Here is a 20,890-nt window from a genome sequence, read left to right as displayed (position 1 = left end):
TAACCGGGGAATCGCTTATTTATCGTTAATCGCTGTTCGTTCGATCCATTTCATAAACGCCGCCCAATAGTCATCAATATATTTTTGTGTACGCGGGTTATTAATGTTCCCGTCTTTATCTAACACGTTAACAATCTCTTCCAAATAAAATTCTGGTTGTTGCATCGTCGGCGTGTTGATATACATTAAAACCTGCCGTAAATGGTTAACAGCCCCGAATGCCCCCAAGCGAAAAGGTGTACAACCAATTACTCCTGCCGGCTTTCCGTACCAGCTATTCTGTCCGCTCGGGCGCGATCCCCAATCAATTGCATTTTTCACCACAGGAGAATACGAACGGTTATATTCGGGTGTAGCAAATAAAATCGCGTCTGCTTCCTGTATAGCACTTCTTAGGTCAATTACAGATTTCGGTAACTCAGTTTCTAAATCTTCGTTTATTAAGGGAAGGCCTGAGATGTCTATGATTTCAAAATCTGCTGCTGCCGGTGCACTTTTCTCAAAAGCCTTAAGCAACTTTAGTGTATATGACTCCTTGCGTAAACTGCCACTTATCGCGATTATTTTATATTTCATGGTGCATATTTAATGAATTACTAAAAATGAGGTTTTTGTTATCCCTATTAGGTTGGGTTATTATAAAATAAGAAATATTTAACCAATAGGTTTTTTAAGGGTTTTAACTCTTAAAATATTAAAACAAAATTAAAAGCTTTTAGTACGATATAAGGTACCAGAAGCAACCATTTTGTGGTACCAGGTAGATTATATATATTTTATATTAACTAAAAAAATGCAAAAAAACCGTAATGGGGGCTGACTTACATTTAAATAGATCAACTTTCAACCGTGATTTTTGCGAACTTTACTTACGAAATTAAACACCCCATTTTATTAAATTCATGAATGAAAACCTGAGAAAAACGAACCAATCGAAACGCTATCCATTTATAGCAGAGCATCGTGGAGGGCCCCTTACAAAAGATAACCATCAAAAATTAATCATGTGGGCAATCAAAAATGAAGTATGTTGTTCTGAAGCACTCCCCGCCGACTTGCTGATGACGGATTTATACTATGTTAATTTTGATGCCTTTATCAGGTTTTTAAAATGCCGCTCTCAACGCTTGCGTCTATCAGCCCTTTAGCAAATTCCCAAAGATGCTCTGAGCCTAATGCTATAACTGCTTTTTTATCTATAACTGAATTATAACGCACATCAAACTCCTTCCAGGTTCCGCCTGCGTTGGATACGTTTTGTAAAAGTGGTTCCAAACGATCCATCGCCCTGGCAAACTTAGCTTCCATGGTCGCGCCTACTTCAAATTCTTCCCAGATTGAAATCAGATCGTTTGCCTGGTCTGTTGGCAACAAACCAAAAATCCGTGTTGCTGCTTTTCGTTCTTCCGCGGTGTTGCTATGGCTAATTGCCGTGTCATATAAAAAAACATCCCCAGCGTCTACCTCGACCACGTCATGAACAAGCAACATTTTAACCACCTTTAGTATATCTACCGGTTCATTAGCATATTCTGCCAAAATAATGGACATAATAGCTAAATGCCAGCTGTGTTCCGCGTCATTTTCATTGCGATCGCTATTAAATAGTTTGGTCTTGCGAAGGATGTATTTAACTTTATCGATCTCATGAATGAAAGCAATTTGTTTAAGAATATTTTTACTATCCATACGTTTTTGCAGATTAGATGAAGCCCGGTAGTTATTAAAAATGTTTGACTAAGATAAAATAAATGATAGGGTTATCCTTGAGTTTTATCAAAGGACCCGACCTTCAAAAATGGCCAGCGAAGGGCTTTGTCAGAAATTAAAGTTTTCGGTGTAATTGAAGACGAGATCGTTTCAATAACATTTTTCTTTTAAAGGGAAGCTAAACTTAAAATGAAAAAATGAATGACATTTCATTCATGACTTTAATCGTGAAACTTAAGGCCATCCACGGCTTTGTTAACTTTTTTTACATCCCCATATATAACGAGTCCAACCAGATCTTGTTCATCATCGCTGCAGTTTGAAATTGTTTTTAGGTTGTCCTCCTCGGTCATTGTTGCGAATAAGCCGTATGAGTAAATGCCGATATGCAGTTCACGCTCCTTTGCACGTTTGAAGGCGCGTTGAATTTGGTTGAGGTCGTCTGCTTTATAAATAACTACAGGTTGTCTGAGGAATGGCAGATAGGTATTGTTTGACCCGGTTACTAAATGGGTGCCATGTAGTTCAGGAAATTCAATAGCTACAGCGCTGGATAAAAACGCGGTAACATTTAACTTTTGCCATGTTTTAAGATCATCACGGATAATGATGGTTATTTTGGTAGTATGCATAATGAATTTATATACTCAGGTCCATTTGGATATTGCAGCGCTCATAGGGCGATGGGATACCAGTAATTTTTTTAAAGCCTAATTTATGGTATAAGTTGATTGCTGGCTTAAGTATAGTGTTACTCTCCAGGTATAACTTGTCTGCACCCATTTCTCTTGCCTTTGCAATAGCGGCTTTGCCGAGTAAAAAGCCGATGCCTTTACCTTTAGCTTCACCACTTACGGCCATTTTAGCAAGCTCGAAGGTGTTGCTATCGATTTTAATAAGTGCGCAAGTACCTACTGGCTGGCCTTGGTAAAGTGCAATAAGGATTTGACCGCCTTTGTCCAGGATGTATTCATTCGGGTGATCAAGTGATTTATGATCAGCTTCCTCCATTTTAAAGTATTGAGTGATCCAGTCAATATTAAGCTGCCTGAATGCCGGCTGATATTTGGGATCATAACTGATGATTTCTACATCTTTGCTTTCCCGGATTTTTTTTTCATCCTGGACGCGTTTAAGCAGATCCTTCTGCTCCAGCAGGAATTCCCATTCTTCGATGGCCTTCCAAATATTGTATTGTGTTTCAGCGAGCGCATTCTCTATAGCGGCGTTCACATCGGCATATTGCGATTGGATGCGCTCATTTATCGCTAAACCGGGAGACGATAAAGTGATATAATTTTTCCTTCCGTCTGCCTTATGGAGACTTTCTTGTACGAGATTTTTTTTAAGCATTTCCTTCACAATGGTGCTGACGGATGGGTGGGAATGCCCAATTTCATTGGCAATTTGTGTAATAGATTTTTCTTCCCCTTTTGACAAGGCATAAAATACAGGAAACCATTTCGGCTGCATATCAATGTCATACAAACCATAAACTTTACCTGCCTGCTCTGTGATCAACTCGCTTAAACGCCTCAGCCTGCTGCCTAATGCCATTTTGCCTGTTTGATTATAAAATTCCATAAATCAGTTACGTAATTAATTACGTAAATATAAATACTTTTTTTTCAGTTGAAATAAAGATTGGTATTTCAACATTCTAATGACAAACACAGAAAAATGAAATAGGAGGTTCATGGGATGTAACCTGAAAACTTAATCCTTCACGCTACTTAGCTGAATTTATTTATTGCATTATAATCAATCTTAAATAAATAAAGTCCACCAGATCAAGATGGACTTTACTTTAAAAAGTTTATCGCTGGTTTGAAGCGATAAACTGTTTTACCGAAAAAATCAAGGAATATGACGAACTCTTAAAAGATAATAACTGAGGTTTTATAGTGATTTCATTGGCGATCAAATTGTAAAAATATCATTAATTTCTACTGCGGTAGAGATTACAATTCTTGTAACTAAATTGAAAACCTGAGTTTGTTTTTTGAAAAATTTATTGAAGATTGCATACTCAAATCCTACTTAGTAAGCAATCAGGCCTGCTTCAATTTCGCTTCCATGCTTAAGGTAGTATGCGGCACCGCCCGCAACCGCTCTGCCGGGATTAGTTTACCTGTTTCACGACAAATACCATAAGTCTTATTTTGAATCCGCAATAACGCAGCTTCGAGTTGGTCAATGAATTTCTTTTGACGTCCTGCCAATTGATTGGTCTGCTCCTTTTCAAAAGTGGCCGAGCCATCTTCCAGCGTCTTACCGGCAATGGCAGCATCATCGCCATTGGAGTTCGCCGCGCTTAGCGACCCCGCAAGCTCGTTCAATTCTTCACGCGCTACACGGATCTTTTCTTCGATCAATTGCTTAAATTCTACCAGCTCGTTGTCGTTATATTTCGTTTTTATCATTTTCCTTTTGAGTAAAGCTTATCAACACTAAACAACGATTATAGTTTAAAATTAAAATTACAACTAAATTTACGCAGGTGTTTAACGGCTACTTGCTTACCGGCAGCTGTTGATCCTTATATACTTATATGAACTCAACAATTGAGGCCCTGTTTACCGGGCCAACATTAATAGTAGCACTTTTAATTTTTGCCAACTTCAACAAGGTAAATATTAAAGCCAATAGATGGCTGGGCGTTTTTGTCCTCCTCATCTTCTTCATTCAGTTGGGTGTACTTTACGATAAAACTCATATAACTGGCGAAAATTCGCCAGTTATTGATGTAATTAACCTGGCGAATTATATTATAGCACCTGTATTTTACTTTAGCATTGTTTATTACGTAGAACCCAGCCGTAGATGGCGAAGGCTCGATAACCTCCATTTTTTATTTGGTGGGGTCATGCTGCTCTTAACCATCATTGCATTTATTGTGCCCGTAAACCCGGTAATTACTCCAAACGAGAAGGAACTGGAGGCAAAAGTAATATTGGTATTTAATGCAATTTTTAGCTTACAGGTGCTTGCTTACTGTTTTGTTTCGTATTACAGGATTACTAAATACCAAAAAAATCTTTTAATATATGCATCTAACACCTACCAGATAAACCTGCACTGGCTGATAAAAATTGTTATCTGTGTAGTGCTTATTGCTGTATTTTGGTTAGTTGATGTAATATTTCAGATTTCGGAAAATTCTTTATTGTTTGATTATAGTTCCACCTTGATGTATTTTATCGGTGTTTGCTACATCGCATATAATACCCTGCTGCAAAAGGAAATATTTCTGTTTAATACCGAAGAAAAACAACAGCTCGATGCCATTATTGATGAAGCAGAAAACGAATCGGAGATCAAAAAGAAATTAATAACAGATAAAAAACTCGCGGAGTATGTTCAAGCACTCAAACAGCTGATGGATACAGAAAAGCCCCATCTGGATGACGAGATCAGCCTGATACTACTCGCAACGCAATTTAAGACATCGCCCCATTTGCTTTCCTACATTATTAATTCAGGTTTCCAGGAAAACTTTTTCCAATTCATCAACAGGCACCGTGTTGACGAAGCCAAGAGGATGATCCTCGACCCCAAAATGAACCACCTGAGCCTGGTAGGTATAGCTTATGAAGCGGGCTTCAACTCAAAAACGGTATTCAACACTACCTTCAAAAAAATCACTGGTCAAACCCCAACCGATTTTAGGAAAACTCATAATTAATTGATTTAAAATAAAATTTATGATGTTCGGATTCATAAGTTAGAACATTATTGCCTCACATATACTGCAATTTTGCTATCGCGATCCCAATGGTATGTACCATTAAACAGACATCGCGTAAAAAAAAAATATATGCAAAAATTATCAGTGTTATTATTACTATTAAGTACTGGCTTACTCTTTTCATGTAAAAAGAATAAAACCATTAGCCCAGATCCGGTAAAAGAAACCTTAGTAAATGTGGGCACCCATAACCTCATGACTTATAGCGTGATCAAAAACTCAAAATATATGGTAGTTTTTGAATCAGGCCTTGGCGATGGTCATGAATCATGGAACCCAACCGGGAAATCGGCTGATATTTTGGAATTGGCAAACGACATTCAATCAGATATTGTACTGTATGACAGGGGCGGCTACGGAAAATCGGGCAATGGCCCGGCTCCGAGGGACATTAACCAGTTGCGCAGCGAACTGGAAAAGGTAATCGATAAACTATCAGGTGGAAGAAAAGTAGTATTGGTCGGGCATTCGGTTGGCGGCCTTATCACTCGCGATTATGCTATCAAAAATCCATCAAAAACAGCCGGATTGCTATTTGTCGATCCTTCTCATGAAAGCTTTAACCTACCTACTCAGGCCATTGAAGACCAGATATACGGCGTATTTTCATCTGCTTATGGCGTCAACTCAGGCGCTGCTACCGAGGCGCACCAACTTATAGAGGATCTGCAATACACTGCTACTTTGCCAGATCTGCCCAATATCCCGGTAGTTGTGCTGACCAGTATGAAGCACGATGATGCGAATAATACAACAGACGCCACTTATCATAAAACCCGGCAGGACTGGTATAATGCTCATGAATTATTAAAACGTGGTGTAACCGACTTTACCCATGTTACCACAACTGAGGCCGGACATTATATTCATCAGGAAGACCCTGCTCTTTTCTTAGAAAATCTAAAGTTGTTATTATCCAAATTACCATAGTAGCTTTGGATTAAATTCCCCGTACAATACTAGTCCATAATATTTTTTATAATAATGACTACCCGCTTGTTTTTCGCACGAAATACCGAAGAAATAATATCCAAACTCCAAAGCCAATAATAAATGACGGTAATTTATTTTGTGATAAAAATGCTGATAAAAATGCCCCTGTTCCAATAATACAGGTTAGACATAGTAAAATGAATGTCCTCATATTTTTATTTTTTTAAGCGCTTACAAGGCGCATGGTTTTTCTTTGTTCAACAGAATCACTTGTTTCCGTTATTTTGTTTTTTTGTGGCTTAATTGGTTTTGGTTTATTCAATTCTTTGAAAAGTTTCAAAACAGCGGCTTGCACTTTGTCAACGACACTCCAGTCTTTTTCGATATAGATGTCGGTAATTTTATGGTCGCCGTCGACATGGTTTAATGCTTCCGCAATATCATCTTTATCCATTTGACATTTATTTCTTGCTATGGTAGCGAATGTATGGCGTGCCCAATAAAACGTAATATCTGCAACACCGGTTACTTTGCGTACTTCCGTTATGCCTTTGCTTAACGCAGTATCCAACCCGTTATAGGTACTATATCTTTCCTGTAATTTTCCTATATATTTTTCAAGCATTGGTCTCGCTTCGGGAACTATCTTTATACTTATCAAAGCACCGTCATTGCGAAGACCCTTTGTTTTTGAGCGGTTATATTCCAGCCGTGTACTTTGAGGATCGTAGCTGATAAGGTTGTAAAAATCGACGGCGTTCATGCCACACATATAAAAACTAAGTAAAAATAATTCTTTAGCTAGCTCTGCACGACTATTTGGCTTAACTGCGCAGTTTTTAATTTTTATAAGTTGCTCAGCAGAAATATTTCTTTTTCTTGTTTTTGGCGGCGCACCGATTTTATATACTTTAAAAGGATAATGCTTAATCTTCACAACACCGATATCTTCGTTATTGTAAATTTTTCTTGCCTCATTGAATAACGTACGCAAATCCCGCATATGCGAATAAATCCCGCCAGCTTGCATTCCCTTTTCTATTGTGGTTACCTCATTGCCCAGCTGGTTGATCCGGGTCATTGTTCGCTCAGTTTTCAACTATTTCTCATAAGCGAAGAGCATCCCGGAATTAACCTCTATGATAGAGACGCTTTTCTTTTTAAAGAAATCGACAAGACTGTTTCGTATTGCTCTATGATTATCGGCTGTCCCATCTCGTCCTACTTTTCTTAAATAAACGATATGCTGGGAACAAAAGGCAATAAAATCCACTTCCTTGTCTTTGTTAATTAAGTAGGCTTTTAAATCATCACAGGTGAAAAAATCTAGCTTTGGTGCAAGATCGCCGATGGTTTGCCGGTAGCCCGTTAGCGTTTCGTTCAATAAACTCAGGATATGCTTATCCTTAATTTTTAAATTTGCATCAAGTTGCCGCGCGGTCACATATTGGTTTGTTTCAATAAACCGGCGGACATCTTTGTGAAAAACTTTGATCTGTACGTGGAAGGTTCCATCCTCCCTTTTAAATTGGTCATAAACCACAGCATTTACAGTTGCCATAATCTTGTTTTTTTTAAGGCCACGTAAAAAACGTCATGACGGAATAGTGACGGTTTTACGTGAAGTTCAACAAATAATTATGCAAGTCCTGACGTTGTGAAGTTTTTACGGTGTCAGCGCCGTGGAATAAATCCGACTCAAAGATATTAAAAAAAGGCCGTTTCCGTTACAGAAACGGCCTTTTACCCTTGGAAAGATAGGGCCATTGATGCCTATTTTCCTGTGCGCCCACCTGGGCTCGAACCAGGGACCAAAAGATTATGAGTCTTCTACTCTAACCAACTGAGCTATAGGCGCAGAAAATATTACTATTTTCGAGGCCGCAATATTACGTATTTACGGGCAATTAACAAAAGCCAAAAATGAAAAATATTAAAAACATCATATTCGATTACGGCAACGTCATCTTCAGTATCGACTTTCGCCGGGCACAGCAGGCGTTTAAGCAATTGGGTATCAGTAACCCCGAGGAGTTTTTTGGCCACCGCCAGCAGGACCCGATCTTCGATAAATTTGACCGCGGCGAGGTTAGTGCCGATGAATTCAGGGCCTACGTAAAGCAAAAAATTGGCAATCCCGTAGTCACCGATCAGCAAATTACCGACGCCTGGAACAGTCTTTTGCTCGGCATAGCCCCCGGCAATCATGATCTGCTGCTGAAATTCAAGGCTAAATACCGCACATTTTTACTGAGCAATATCAACGATATCCATTACACCTACATCATGCAATATCTGAAAAGCGATTTTGGGTTCGATGATAACGAGCACCTGTTCGAGCGCACCTACTACTCGCACCTGGTAGGTAAGCGCAAACCGCAGATAGATTTTTTTGAGCAGGTACTGGCCGAAAATAATTTAAAGCCCGAAGAAACCCTGTTTATAGATGATAGTCCTCAGCATTTAGAGGCGGCCAAAACCATTGGCATCCAAACATTTTTAATGACGGCGCCCGATACTCTGGCCGCTTTTGCAACGCGCGAACATTTGGTTTGATTATTGCCTGATACCGTTCATGTACACAGCCCTCCTTCATCAATATCAGTTAGTTATCTACTCGCGCGAAGCAGTGTTCCAATACCTGGAAACCCTTAAGCCCGAAGACCTGCTAAAACCCGTAACCTCGTTCAATAATGAAAGTATCGGCAGCCTTTTTATCCACAGCGCAGATACCTACACATCATGGCTGGTTAATTATGCAAGGCAGGAAAAACGGCCGCTTGCTACCGAAGATAATTACCAAGATATGAACGCTATCCGTGCCACGTTTGAACAGGTAAACCTGATCGTGAACGATTTTCTGCACCACTTTACCGACAGGCTGGATAAACCGATGACCCTCACCAAAATGGAAGGCATGGAGTTAACCACATCGCCCCTGCAACTATTTACCCACGTTACCACGCACGAGTTTCATCACAAAGGCCAACTCATGAATATGAGCCGCCAACTGGGCTATATTCCGGTAGATACGGACGTGATAAGGTCTTAAAAAAATTGGGGCGTTTCCTGCGGTCGGGCTTTTTGCTCATACTGCAAAGGCATTAGTCACGGGCCGGTATCCGCGTCAATCCCTAACGCAAACACTTCCAAATCCCTCACCTGGAGAGGTGAGGTTTATAGGGCGCAAATGCAGAGAGGGAATATATGTAAGAACTTACTTTGCCCTTCTCTTTTTCTCTTTTACGATCAGGCTTAGCTCGCGGCTCATTTGGCCGGCAATGGCGGTGTTCTCCTGTGCACGGCGAAACAGGTATGGCAACACGGCTTTTATTGGCCCGTAAGGCACGTATTTGGCTACGTTGTAATTAGCGTTAGCCAGGTTAAAACTCAGGTTATCGCTCATGCCTAACAATTGCGAGAAAAACACATGCTTGTTTTTATGGTCTATCTGTTTTTCGTTCAGCAGGTCGGCAAGCAGGCGGCAGCTGTCTTCGTTGTGGGTACCGGCAACAATGGCAATGTTGGCAATGTTATCCGCACAATAAATAAGTGCGTCATTATAATCGCGGTCGGTAGCGGCTTTGTCCGGTTGTATGGGCGATGGGTAACCTTTTTCTTCGGCACGCCTGCGTTCTTTTTCCATGTAGGCACCACGTACAATTTTGGCACCCATTATAAAGCCTTCGGTTTCGGCAACGGCGTGGTCATGTACCAGCGATGCCAGCTTATCGTGGCGGTAAAGCTGGTAGGTATTGTAAACAATGGCCTGCTCTTTATTAAAAAAACGCATCATGTTTAGCGCAAGGTTATCTATCGTTTTCTGGATCCAGCTTTCCTCGGCGTCGATCATCACCGGCACACCTTCAGAATGGGCCATTTCACAAATGGCAAGCACCCTGTCTTGCATGGTTTGCCATTCTATCTGTTCATCAACGCTTAGTTTAAGGCCATCGTCCAGTTTCTCCAGCAAGCCAAAACGGCCAACGCCGGTAATTTTAAATACCGTAAGGGGGATGCTCTTGCTTTTTGATGCCGTGATAATGGTACGGATGATCTCGTCGCGCGTGTTATCAAAAACAGATTCATCGTCCTCGCCCTCTATCGAATAATCGAGGATGGTACCTACCCCGCCGTCGGCAAGGTTTTTAATGGTTTGGGCACATTCGGCAATGGTTTCGCCACCGCAAAAATGTTTAAATATCGTGGCCTTGATAATACCTTTTATGGGCAGGCCTATCTTAACAGCAAAGTTGGTTATCGGCGGGCCTATCTTTACCAAAAAGTTAACGTTTATAGCTTTAAACAGCCAGTAAGCACGGTTAAGGTCAGTATTGGTGGAGTGGCGGAAGGCGATCTCGGTATTTTCGAATGATAATTTATCGTTTGGAGTCATGTATTTTTAGAAGTTCATGGTTAACAGTTCATGGTTCATAGCAGCTAATTGGCATGTGTAAAATTAAACACCATAAACCATTAACTATGAACTATCAACTCTTTAAAGTATTGTGCAAAATTATAAAATGATAACTCATTATCACACGAATAGTTTAATTTTGGCACCCATGATAGAATTTAAAGTTGAGGGCGACTATATCCCCATGATACAATTGCTAAAAGCGGCTGGTTTGGTGCAAACCGGCGGCGAAGCGCAGATAGTTGTTGAACACGGCGAAGTTACCTACAACGGCGAGGTTGACTACCGCAAACGCCTCAAAGTAAAACAGGGCGACCTGGTTGAGTTTAGGGGCCAAAAGATCAAGATATTATAATGAATAACATACAGAGCAACGGTTACATCGTATATTTTAACGACACTCTTAACCAACTTTTAAACTTTGTAAAACAAGGCAATTACTCAAGGGCATTTATCCTTACCGATGAACATACTACCGAGCATTGCCTGCCTATAGTTAAAGAATACCTGGACGAACTGGACAACTTTGACCTGATAGAAGTTAATGCCGGCGAAGAAAGCAAGACCATTGATTTTTGCATAGGGATCTGGAAAACCCTGATAGATTTTGGTGCCGACCGCAAAGCGCTGATGATAAACCTTGGCGGCGGTGTTATTACTGATATGGGCGGCTTCGTAGCCTCCACCTATAAACGCGGGATAGATTTTGTGCAGGTGCCTACCACCCTATTATCCCAGGTTGATGCATCTGTTGGTGGCAAAACCGGGGTTGATATGGATGCCGTTAAAAACATCATCGGCACATTTACACAGCCCAAAGCGGTTTTTATGCACGTTGGCTTTTTAGAAACCCTGCCCCCGCGCCAGATCCTGTCTGGCCTGGCGGAAATGTTAAAGCACGGGCTTATTATTGATGCCGCGTACTGGGACCAGTTAAAAGTGAGCGACCTGAGCCTGCCGTCTGATGAATTGGTGCACCGATCTGTTCAGATAAAAAATGAAGTGGTGATCGCCGATCCGCAGGAAAAAGGCATCCGCAAAGCGCTAAACTTTGGCCATACTATTGGGCATGCCGTGGAAACTTATTCGCTGATGAATGATACCGATCCCCTATCTCACGGCGAAGCTATTGCCATCGGCATGATCTGCGAGGCCTGGTTAGCTAAAAAGAAAATTGGCCTGCCGGATAGCGAATTGTTGGAAATTACCGAAGTGCTTAGCCACCTTTACCCGCGCTATAAAGTACAGGAAGACACTTTCTCTACCCTGTTGGAGCATATGCAAAAGGACAAAAAGAACCAAAACGGGCAAATAAATTGCACTTTGCTGAAACATATTGGCGAATACAGTATTGATAATATCTGCACAGAGGACGAACTTTGTGATAGTTTAAGATATTACGCGAACCTGTAAATGCCCCCGTTAAATCCCCGTTCCGAAGCTGTGATTGTGTTGGTGAGTTTGCTTGTACTGCTCACTCTTGCCGAAATGTGGTTTAGCTACCGCGAGCACAGGCATTACTACGAAAAGCGCGATACATTCACCAACATTTATTTAACAGTGCTTGCATTCTTGCTAAACCTTGCGGTTAATGGCAGCATGTTTATTTTGTTGAATGTCGCTTATAAATTCAGGTTTTTCCAAATCGGTAATACCTTCCTGTACTGGTTCGTTCTGGTTGTGATGCAGGATTTTTTATACTGGGTACTCCATTACACCGGGCATTACTGCCGCTTGTTTTGGGCCATGCACGTAACACACCACTCGTCAGAACATTTTAACTTTACTACAGGTTTCCGGTCTACGGTTTTCGAACCTTTGTACCGCACGTTCTTCTATTTACCGCTGGCCCTGTTCGGCTTTAACGCAATCGATATTTTATACGCGTACCTGGTTACGCAACTATACGGCAATTTAGTGCATACACAATATAAGATCCCACTGCCTAAATGGTACGCCGCCATATTTGTTACCCCGGCCCATCACCGGGTACACCACGCGTCAAACATCCCCTATCTGGATAAAAATATGGGCATGGTGCTTATCGTGTGGGATAGGCTTTTCGGCACCTTCCATGACGAGGATGCGCACGAGCCTGTTAAATATGGCCTCACCCATCAACCCGAGAACATGGGCCCGGTAAACGTATTATTCCACGAATGGAAAGCCCTGCTACACGATGTTCGGCGCGCACCCGGCATCGACAATAAAATCAAATACCTGTTTAACCCACCCGGCTGGAGCCACGACGGCAGCACACAAACCGCAAGGGCGATGCAGCGTGAGTATAAAAACATTTCTGTTGATTAAGTTAGCCTCCACGCGCAATCCCCGGTTGTCGCATTTCACCCGTTAACTTGTCCTTATAACCCCTTACTGCTGTTAAATTAATTGCCTAATTTTAATTAATTAAATCAGCAACAAAATGAACTCCGATTATTATCAACTGGTGAGGGATGTCAACAATGCCTTTGAAACTGATGACGTTGATTTTTTGGCGGCCCACGTTACCGATGATGTTCATTGGCAGGTAACTGGCAGTGAGCCCATTAACGGTAAAGCAGATTTTATAAAGTGCTGTAGCGACACGCCTTTCAAAACAGGGTCGCTAAAAATCACCGTTACCAATATTTTGGTAGATGGAGACAAGGCCGCTGCTGACGGCATCATCGAGGCCGAAACCCTGACAGGAAAAGCTTACCGACAAAGCTTTTGCGATATTTATCAGTTTGAGAATGGGATGGTCAGGCATTTGAGTACATACCTGGATACTGCTTATGACCATGCCATGTTAGGCTGTAGAGATACCAACGAAACCAACTAATTAAATAATAATACTACCTATGTTACCAATTAAACCACATATCTGGTTCGACCGGGAAGTTAAAACCGCGGCGGAATTCTACGCGTCGTTATTACCAAACTCATCTGTTGATTATGTAACCAAATTCCCAATACCGCAAGGCGAGTGCGAAGTTGCCGAATTTACCATTGCCGGGCAACCCTTCCTGGGCATTGCCTCGGGGCCGGGCATGGGTATAAATCCGTCTATATCGTTCCTGATCCATTTTGATCCATCTGGCGATGCTGACGCCGCAAAACAAATGGATGAAGTTTGGGCCAAACTTACCGACGGTGGCAAAGTAATGATGCCGCTCGACCGTTATCCGTTTAGCGAACGTTATGGCTGGGCGAGCGACCGCTTTGGCGTGTCGTGGCAATTGATGGTTACTAAGCCGGGTGGTGAAAAACGGCCGGTAATTGTACCATCATTGATGTTTACAGATAAGGTGGCCGGGAAAGCAGACGAGGCCATAGACCTTTATTGCACTATATTTAAAGACGGCAAACGTGACAACACTTCGCCGCGAGAGAAGGATATGGGGCCGGATAAAGCAGGCTCCCTTATGTATGCCGATTTCCACGTTGATAAAACATGGATGGCAGCTATGGACAGTGCACACCCCCATGGGTTTGCCTTTAATGATGCCATATCGTTACTTATATCCTGCGAAACACAGGAAGAGATAGACTATCACTGGGATGCACTAACAGCAGGCGGGCAACCCGGGCAATGCGGCTGGTTAAAAGACAAGTACGGTGTTTCGTGGCAGGTAGCATCCACCGTGATGTTTGATGCGCTTAAAAATGGCACACCCGAGCAGGTTGAACGCGTTACAAATATATTTATGCACATGCAAAAGCCAGATATGGCGGCGTTGCAAAAGGCCTACCGGGGCGAATAAGTATTGCCCGGCATCATTTGTAAATTGAACACCTCGTTAAAGTGTCCACACTTGAACATACAAAGGTGTAAGCATTCACGCTTACACCTTTTTTTATATATTTATCATAATGAAACACATCTTATCTTTCCTCCTATTTATCATCCTATCAACCCGCGTATTCGCGCAGGACCCATACGCCGGCCAGAGAAAACAATGGTTAGCCGAGTCAGAAAAAGCGAACCAAAAATTAAGCGAAACCTTAAAACGCCCTATAGGATTAGTTAAGTTAGTCGCAGATAAAACAGCATCCCAGGGGTGGAAAGCTACGGCAACTAATCCTGTAGACTCGTTGTACAAGCAGTCATTCCATAAACAAAACGGTGTTGTAGTAGATTTTGGCGAACACATAACAGGTTATGTGAGTTTTAACCTATCGCTTTTAAACGGCACACCAGACGCCCCCACGCGCTTCAAATTAACCTTTGCAGAGATACCATCAGAACTTGCTACACCGTTCGACCCTTACAAAGGCGACCTAAGCCGCGCCTGGTTGCAGGACATGGTTGTAGAAACAATGGATGTGCCTACAACTATAAAAGTAGAGCGGCGCCTATCTTTCAGGTATGTGAAGATTGAAATATTAGGCACCTCACAAAACTTTGATTTTAGCGTGTCGGATCTAAGTTGCAATGCCGTTACCTCCGCCTCTATTGCGCCGTACGCCCTTGCGGCCAACACCCTCCCAATTATCAAACAAATTGATAAGGTTGGGTTAAAAACCTTACAGGAATGTATGCAAACCGTTTACGAGGATGGCCCCAAACGCGACAGGCGGCTTTGGATAGGCGACATGTATTTGGAGTCGCTTGCTAATACCTATTCCTTTAAAAACCATCAACTAACCAAACGATGCCTCTATATGCTGGCAGCCTTAAGCGAGCCCAACGGCTATTTGGCCGGGACCGTTTTTGAAAAGCCCGAACCACATTCGCAGGCTGGCCAGCGGTTAATGGATTACGCCTTTTTATATAATGTTGCATTACGCAATTACCTAACCGCTACCAACGACAAACAAACCGCGATTGACCTTTGGCCGGTAGCGAAGCGACAGTTAGACATCATCCACGAATACCTACAGCCAAACGGCATGCTCAATTACGAAAAGGCTAACAAAGAATGGTGGCTCTTTTTTGACTGGAAGGACGGACTTAACAAAGAAGCTGCCTTGCAGGGCTTAGCCATTTTCACCCTAAAACAAACCTACGAACTTGCCAAAGGCCTGGGCAGGGAAAATGAGGTAAAAGACATCCCTGCATTGGTTAAAAAGATGACAACAGCTGCCAGGGCAAAACTATATAATAAACAAACCGGCCTGGTGGAGAGCGGAAACGATAAGCAGATCTCTTACGCGTCGCAGATCTGGATGGTGTTGGGTGGCGCACTTACTGATGCCGAAGGGCAAAAAGCATTAACAAAAGTAATGGAAACAAAAGGAGCATTATACCCGGGCGGGCCATACCTTTACCATTACTATGTACAAGCGTTGATCAATTGCGGGCTTAATGATAAAGCGAAGGAAACCATAACCACTTACTGGGGCGGTATGGTCAATAAAGGCGCCGATACCTTTTGGGAAATATATGACGCTAACGATGAGTTTCTATCGCCCTACCATTTTTATCCCATAAATAGCTATTGCCATGCATGGAGTTGTACCCCCGTTTACTTCATCCGTAAGTACCCCGAGATTTTCCAGGCTGGTAAGGAATAATATATTATAAATCATTGCCGGCCCACTTGCAAAGCCTATAATGGCAATACGGCGATTAACTCCATTTTAAGTTTCTCATCCCCTTCTCAAAAAAGCCTGTAAATAAAACTCAGCTCGTAAACTAAAAATACAACCACCAAAACCGCGTGGAATTTTTTATTGCTGGTATTCACTGCAATAATGCACAGCAACAGGTGCGATAAATTCCTTGCCGGGTACTCCCAGCCATAATGGTGCGAATAATAGGCCTTACCTTTGATATAGGTATCTATAAAATCGAGTATAAAGCTTAGCCCCAGCGTGCCGAAGATCCATTTTTTGCGCGAGTAGAAATAATTATAGTATCCCGTATAATCTTCCATGTTTTCGGGGAGGAGCAGCGAGCACAGGAAGTAATACACCGATATATAAATAAACAGGAAAAAATATTCCGTGAAAGTCCAGTGATTTATCAGCCGTAACTGCGATTCCCACCACCAGAAGTGCATGATCAATAGCAGCACGTATACACACCACGATAAATGCAGCCAGTAAGGTTTAGCCAGTTTGGGGTGTTGTACAAATTTGATAATGCCCTTTATTAAGTGGGCAATGCTTAAGCCTAAAATAATACCCAGGATGGTTTTTATATGGTCAAAGGTCATGCTGATGAATAGTAATGATGTTAAGGTTTATAAATTTAGTGTTTTTATAACAAATGGTATCGGCCATATTAAATCAATCAAGTAACCAAACAACCATTTTTACAAAATAAAATTCTGTTCGCTATATTTATTTTACAAAAAATAAAATTATCTATTGATAAAATGAATTTTACTTGTACATTTACAATATCAACAACGACATGAAATTACAAGCTACATATTTTTATGGTTTCTATTTTTACTTTAGCAGTAAGAACCGGGACTGATATGTACTAACAAAACATACAAAACTTAAAAAGTCCCGGCCCTAAAAGCCGGGACTTTTTGCTTTATACGCATTATGAAAACCGAGAAACCAAGAGTTGCTATACAAGGGATCCGCGCCTCGTTCCACGAAGAGGCGGCATTCAAATACTTTGGCCGCGATATTGAAACCATTGAGTGCAACTCTTTTAAACAAACGTTTGAGGCTTTGCAAAATAAAGAGGCCGATTACGTGGTGATGGCCATTGAAAACAGCATAGCCGGCAGCATTTTGCCAAACTACTCGCTGATGATGAGCTACAGCTTCCCGGTGGTTGGCGAAGTGTATGTGCCGATACAACTGCACCTGATGGCTTTGCCGGGCGTAAGGTTCGAGAATATCAAATACGTAACTTCTCACCCTATCGCCATTCGCCAGTGCATCGATTTTTTTGACGAGTACCCGCACCTTAAAATTGTGGAGAGTAACGATACCGCCGCCTGTGCCAAACGTATCCGCGACGAGCAATTAACCGATACAGTTGCCATAGCAAATACGCTGGCCGCGCAACTTTACGGCTTGGATGTTTTAGAACGCCGCATCGAATCTAACAAACTGAACTTTACCCGTTTCCTGATCCTTACCACACATGAAAATGCAAAAAAGAAGGGATCGCCAAACAAAGCGTCGTTATGTTTCCAGGTGAGCAACCAGGTTGGGGCATTGGCAAAAGTGCTTAACATTTTTGCACAGGAAGAGGTTAACATGAGCAAAATTCAGAGCATGCCCGTTTTAGGCAAACGTAACGAATACAACTTTTATGTAGACATAGAGTGGACCGAAAGCAAGCAATATGATACCGCCATTCGCCAGATCTTAAAATACACACACAACTTTAACATCCTGGGCGAGTATCAACGCTTTGAAGACGATACCACATCAAAACCACTGAAACCCGAAAAAACAAAACGGTATATCAGCGTGAAAAAAATAAACGAGCAGAAAGATGAGTGAAGAAGATAATTAGTCGGAATCCCGATAGCTATCGGGACCTAAGAAAAGATAGAAACACAACATTAAAATAACAAATAAGTAAAATTTAAAAAGCATCTTCCGGGCCTATCCGGACAATCAACAAGAACATGAAACACAACTTAAATATACAGCCCCTAAATACCTGGATCAATCAATCGGGTAAAGAACCTTTGGTAATTGCCGGCCCATGCAGCGCCGAAACTGAAGACCAGTTAGTAGCAACCGCGCATTTATTAGCCAAAACAGGTAAAGTAAGCGCCCTGCGTGCAGGTATCTGGAAACCACGTACCCGCCCCGGAGAGTTTGAGGGCATTGGCAGCATTGGTTTAGAGTGGTTAAAACGCGCTAAAGAAGAAACCGGCTTGCCAACCGCTGTTGAGGTTGCTACCGCTAAACACGTAGAAGAAGCTTTAAAAGCTGGTGTTGATATCCTTTGGGTTGGTGCGCGCAGTACCGTTAACCCCTTCACCGTGCAGGAAATTGCTGATGCACTTAAAGGTGTTGATATCCCGGTAATGGTAAAAAACCCGGTTAACCCCGATCTTTCGTTATGGGTTGGTGCTTTAGAGCGTATCAACAACGCGGGTATCACCAAACTGGCGGCTATTCACCGTGGTTTCTCATCTTACGAAAAGTCTGCTTTCCGTAACGAACCGATGTGGGATATCGCGATAGCATTAAAAACGCTGGCGCCAAACTTGCCTATTATAAACGACCCAAGCCACATTACCGGCAACCGCGACCTGATAGGTTACATCTCGCAAAAAGCATTGGACCTTGATATGCAAGGTTTGATGATAGAGTCGCACATTGACCCTACCGTTGCCTGGACAGATGCCGCGCAACAGGTTACCCCTGCTGCTTTATCTGACATTATCAGCCACTTAGCCTTACGTAAGCCAGAAGTTAGGGGTGCTGAACTGAACGACAAGCTTACCGAATTACGTAACCAGATTGACAAAATTGATGACCTGGTGATCCAAAAAATGGCCGAGCGTATGAAAATTGTAGAGAAGATTGGTAATTACAAAAAAGACAATAATATCACCATTTTACAGGTTAACCGCTGGGACGAGATACTGCACAAACGTACCGGTTACGCAAAAGCATTACAGCTAAGCACTGAGTTTACCGAGAAATTGCTTGAACTTATGCACAGCGAATCTATTCGTAAACAAACCGAGATCATGAACGCGGGCCAGGAATCGGCACCTGCAGAAAAATTGACACACGCTTAAAAGCTCAACTCAACCCTCTCCGAAGGAAAGGGGCTTTAAAAAAGATTAGAGTCTCCCCTATCGGGGGAGATTTAGAGGGGGCTTAACTATTATTATGGCAAAACATAACATTATACTTACCAAACAAGGCAAAACGGTAAATGGTACGGTACAGCTCACGGGGTCTAAAAGTGAGTGCAACCGGGCCTTAATTATCGGGGCGCTGAGTGAGGGTAAGGTAAAGGTCGAGAATATGTCGGATGCTGCGGATGCGGTGACGCTGGCGGGGATTTTAAGAGGGAGCGAAGATTTTGGAGTTGAGAGCGATAAAGGCGTTTATGAAAATACGCACCTTACCACCCGCACCCCGCACCTCATCAACATTGGCCCGGCAGGTACGGCTATGCGTTTTTTAACAGCATACCTGCCATTAAAAGGCGAAGAAATAACCTTAACAGGTTCCGAGCGGATGCAGCAGCGCCCTATCGGCATCCTGGTAGATGCCATGCGTACACTGGGTGCTAAGATCGACTATGTGAATAATGAGGGCTACCCGCCCATCAAGATCCACGGTGGTTTTCAACAACTGGCAGATCGTATCAGCATCAAAGGCGATATCAGCAGCCAGTACATTACCGCGTTGTTGCTTATCGCGTCGAGACTGCCGCAAGGTTTAACACTCGAGATAGATGGCGAACTAACATCCCGCCCTTATGTGGAAATGACGTTGGCGATGCTAAAACAAGCAGGCATCCGGCATAGCTGGAATGACAATGTGATCGTTATCGAAAACCAACCATTTGCCGAAACAGCACTTTTGGTAGAACCTGATTGGAGCGCGGCATCTTACTGGTACGCCATTGCCGCTTTAAGCGACGAGGCGGAGCTTTTCCTGCCGGGATTAACATCATACAGTCTGCAAGGCGATAGCGTTATCACCGAGCTGATGGCCAACTTCGGCATCACATCGGTATTTAAAGATGGTGGCGTATATTTAACAAAAGAGCCGAAGCCTATTTTCCGTAAGATCTTTGATCTGAAGGAATGCCCGGACCTGGCGCAAACCGTTATTGTGGTATGTGCTGCCCTTGGCCACGATGCAAGCTTTACCGGCCTGGAAACTTTAAAAATTAAAGAAACCGACCGGATCTTAGCCCTACAAACCGAACTGGCAAAAATTGGCGTTAAGCTGATAGAAAAAGGACAGGTTTATAAACTGGACTGCAGCGAAAAGCAGATCCCGCAGCGTATGTTTGTAAACACTTACGACGATCACCGTATGGCGATGGCTTTTGCACCGTTGGCAACCCTGATACCCGAACTGGAAATTGAAGACGCCGATGTAGTAGAAAAATCATACCCGGCGTTTTGGAAAGATCTTGAAAAAGTTGGGTTTGAAGTAAAATCGACATAAAAAAGACCGTCATTGCGAGCGTAGCGTGG

General features: G+C 42.5%; 22 protein-coding genes and 1 tRNA gene. 13 read left to right on the top strand and 10 right to left on the bottom strand.

The window, feature by feature from the left end; genetic code table 11:
- Nucleotides 1–15 precede the first annotated feature (15 nt).
- The 5 genes from ACVW0P_RS19295 to ACVW0P_RS19275 form a co-directional block, all read right to left on the bottom strand.
- The gene (locus ACVW0P_RS19295) at nucleotides 16–576 is read right to left on the bottom strand and encodes an NADPH-dependent FMN reductase (protein ID WP_457133516.1); all 561 of its coding nucleotides are present in this window, start codon (nucleotides 574–576) and stop codon (nucleotides 16–18) included.
- A gap of 522 nt (nucleotides 577–1,098) precedes the next feature.
- Complete coding sequence (locus ACVW0P_RS19290; protein WP_457133515.1) at nucleotides 1,099–1,689, bottom strand: HD domain-containing protein; 591 nt, start codon at nucleotides 1,687–1,689, stop codon at nucleotides 1,099–1,101.
- Nucleotides 1,690–1,931: 242 nt separating this feature from the next.
- Entirely contained in the window at nucleotides 1,932–2,342 is a 411-nt protein-coding gene (locus ACVW0P_RS19285; protein ID WP_457133514.1) for a DUF2000 family protein, read from the bottom strand.
- A gap of 7 nt (nucleotides 2,343–2,349) precedes the next feature.
- Nucleotides 2,350–3,294, bottom strand: a complete 945-nt coding sequence (locus ACVW0P_RS19280; protein ID WP_457133513.1) for a bifunctional helix-turn-helix transcriptional regulator/GNAT family N-acetyltransferase — start codon at nucleotides 3,292–3,294, stop codon at nucleotides 2,350–2,352.
- A 467-nt stretch (nucleotides 3,295–3,761) separates the two neighbouring features.
- Nucleotides 3,762–4,133 carry a TraR/DksA family transcriptional regulator gene (locus ACVW0P_RS19275; protein ID WP_457133512.1) on the bottom strand — a complete coding sequence of 124 codons (372 nt, stop codon included), beginning with the start codon at nucleotides 4,131–4,133 and terminating at the stop codon, nucleotides 3,762–3,764.
- Between the two features lie 128 nt (nucleotides 4,134–4,261).
- Between ACVW0P_RS19275 and ACVW0P_RS19270 the strand changes: the two genes are divergently transcribed.
- Nucleotides 4,262–5,395: a helix-turn-helix domain-containing protein gene (locus tag ACVW0P_RS19270; RefSeq protein ID WP_457133511.1), complete on the top strand. Its 1,134-nt coding sequence runs from the start codon at nucleotides 4,262–4,264 to the stop codon at nucleotides 5,393–5,395.
- Nucleotides 5,396–5,527: 132 nt separating this feature from the next.
- Complete coding sequence (locus ACVW0P_RS19265) at nucleotides 5,528–6,388, top strand: alpha/beta fold hydrolase (RefSeq protein ID WP_457133510.1); 861 nt, start codon at nucleotides 5,528–5,530, stop codon at nucleotides 6,386–6,388.
- 226 nt (nucleotides 6,389–6,614) lie between these two features.
- On the opposite strand, the gene ACVW0P_RS19260 is transcribed toward ACVW0P_RS19265, so the two are convergent.
- The 3 genes from ACVW0P_RS19260 to ACVW0P_RS19250 form a co-directional block, all read right to left on the bottom strand.
- Nucleotides 6,615–7,472: a hypothetical protein gene (locus tag ACVW0P_RS19260; RefSeq protein ID WP_457133509.1), complete on the bottom strand. Its 858-nt coding sequence runs from the start codon at nucleotides 7,470–7,472 to the stop codon at nucleotides 6,615–6,617.
- An 18-nt stretch (nucleotides 7,473–7,490) separates the two neighbouring features.
- On the bottom strand, nucleotides 7,491–7,952 hold the full coding sequence (locus ACVW0P_RS19255) for a phage integrase SAM-like domain-containing protein (RefSeq protein ID WP_457133508.1): 462 nt from the start codon (nucleotides 7,950–7,952) through the stop codon (nucleotides 7,491–7,493).
- A 223-nt stretch (nucleotides 7,953–8,175) separates the two neighbouring features.
- Nucleotides 8,176–8,249: transfer RNA gene (locus tag ACVW0P_RS19250), tRNA-Ile, on the bottom strand.
- 65 nt (nucleotides 8,250–8,314) lie between these two features.
- Between ACVW0P_RS19250 and ACVW0P_RS19245 the strand changes: the two genes are divergently transcribed.
- On the top strand, nucleotides 8,315–8,947 hold the full coding sequence (locus tag ACVW0P_RS19245; protein ID WP_457133507.1) for an HAD family hydrolase: 633 nt from the start codon (nucleotides 8,315–8,317) through the stop codon (nucleotides 8,945–8,947).
- Between the two features lie 19 nt (nucleotides 8,948–8,966).
- A complete protein-coding gene (locus ACVW0P_RS19240) occupies nucleotides 8,967–9,443 on the top strand; it encodes a DinB family protein (RefSeq protein ID WP_457133506.1) in 477 nt (158 codons plus the stop codon).
- 165 nt (nucleotides 9,444–9,608) lie between these two features.
- Here ACVW0P_RS19240 and ACVW0P_RS19235 read toward each other — a convergent pair whose 3' ends face one another.
- Nucleotides 9,609–10,787 (bottom strand): proline dehydrogenase family protein, encoded by a 1,179-nt coding sequence (locus ACVW0P_RS19235; protein WP_457133505.1) that lies wholly within the window; start codon nucleotides 10,785–10,787, stop codon nucleotides 9,609–9,611.
- Between the two features lie 169 nt (nucleotides 10,788–10,956).
- On the opposite strand from ACVW0P_RS19235, the gene ACVW0P_RS19230 reads away from it, so the two are divergent.
- The 6 genes from ACVW0P_RS19230 to ACVW0P_RS19205 all read left to right on the top strand — a co-directional run bounded on the left by ACVW0P_RS19230 (nucleotide 10,957) and on the right by ACVW0P_RS19205 (nucleotide 16,307).
- A complete protein-coding gene (locus ACVW0P_RS19230) occupies nucleotides 10,957–11,163 on the top strand; it encodes an RNA-binding S4 domain-containing protein (protein ID WP_354432421.1) in 207 nt (68 codons plus the stop codon).
- Nucleotides 11,163–12,221 carry a 3-dehydroquinate synthase gene (gene aroB / locus ACVW0P_RS19225; RefSeq protein WP_457133504.1) on the top strand — a complete coding sequence of 353 codons (1,059 nt, stop codon included), beginning with the start codon at nucleotides 11,163–11,165 and terminating at the stop codon, nucleotides 12,219–12,221. Before ACVW0P_RS19230 ends, aroB begins: the two co-directional genes overlap by 1 nt.
- Complete coding sequence (locus tag ACVW0P_RS19220) at nucleotides 12,222–13,118, top strand: sterol desaturase family protein (protein ID WP_457133503.1); 897 nt, start codon at nucleotides 12,222–12,224, stop codon at nucleotides 13,116–13,118.
- A 115-nt stretch (nucleotides 13,119–13,233) separates the two neighbouring features.
- Nucleotides 13,234–13,632: a nuclear transport factor 2 family protein gene (locus tag ACVW0P_RS19215; RefSeq protein ID WP_457133502.1), complete on the top strand. Its 399-nt coding sequence runs from the start codon at nucleotides 13,234–13,236 to the stop codon at nucleotides 13,630–13,632.
- Between the two features lie 19 nt (nucleotides 13,633–13,651).
- Nucleotides 13,652–14,554, top strand: coding sequence for a VOC family protein (locus ACVW0P_RS19210; protein WP_457133501.1), 903 nt, complete (start codon nucleotides 13,652–13,654; stop codon nucleotides 14,552–14,554).
- A 109-nt stretch (nucleotides 14,555–14,663) separates the two neighbouring features.
- The gene (locus tag ACVW0P_RS19205) at nucleotides 14,664–16,307 is read left to right on the top strand and encodes an alpha-L-rhamnosidase-related protein (protein ID WP_457133500.1); all 1,644 of its coding nucleotides are present in this window, start codon (nucleotides 14,664–14,666) and stop codon (nucleotides 16,305–16,307) included.
- Between the two features lie 86 nt (nucleotides 16,308–16,393).
- Here the strand turns inward: ACVW0P_RS19205 and ACVW0P_RS19200 are convergent, their stop codons facing one another.
- On the bottom strand, nucleotides 16,394–16,951 hold the full coding sequence (locus ACVW0P_RS19200; RefSeq protein ID WP_457133499.1) for a hypothetical protein: 558 nt from the start codon (nucleotides 16,949–16,951) through the stop codon (nucleotides 16,394–16,396).
- 340 nt (nucleotides 16,952–17,291) lie between these two features.
- On the opposite strand from ACVW0P_RS19200, the gene ACVW0P_RS19195 reads away from it, so the two are divergent.
- The 3 genes from ACVW0P_RS19195 to aroA all read left to right on the top strand — a co-directional run bounded on the left by ACVW0P_RS19195 (nucleotide 17,292) and on the right by aroA (nucleotide 20,861).
- On the top strand, nucleotides 17,292–18,209 hold the full coding sequence (locus ACVW0P_RS19195) for a prephenate dehydratase (RefSeq protein WP_457133498.1): 918 nt from the start codon (nucleotides 17,292–17,294) through the stop codon (nucleotides 18,207–18,209).
- 128 nt (nucleotides 18,210–18,337) lie between these two features.
- Nucleotides 18,338–19,468 (top strand): chorismate mutase, encoded by a 1,131-nt coding sequence (locus ACVW0P_RS19190; RefSeq protein ID WP_354432431.1) that lies wholly within the window; start codon nucleotides 18,338–18,340, stop codon nucleotides 19,466–19,468.
- A gap of 94 nt (nucleotides 19,469–19,562) precedes the next feature.
- Nucleotides 19,563–20,861 carry a 3-phosphoshikimate 1-carboxyvinyltransferase gene (gene aroA, locus ACVW0P_RS19185; RefSeq protein ID WP_457133497.1) on the top strand — a complete coding sequence of 433 codons (1,299 nt, stop codon included), beginning with the start codon at nucleotides 19,563–19,565 and terminating at the stop codon, nucleotides 20,859–20,861.
- Nucleotides 20,862–20,890: the final 29 nt, after the last annotated feature.

Source organism: Mucilaginibacter sp. UYNi724 (assembly GCF_054057495.1).
This window is presented reverse-complemented; position numbering and strand designations above follow the sequence as displayed.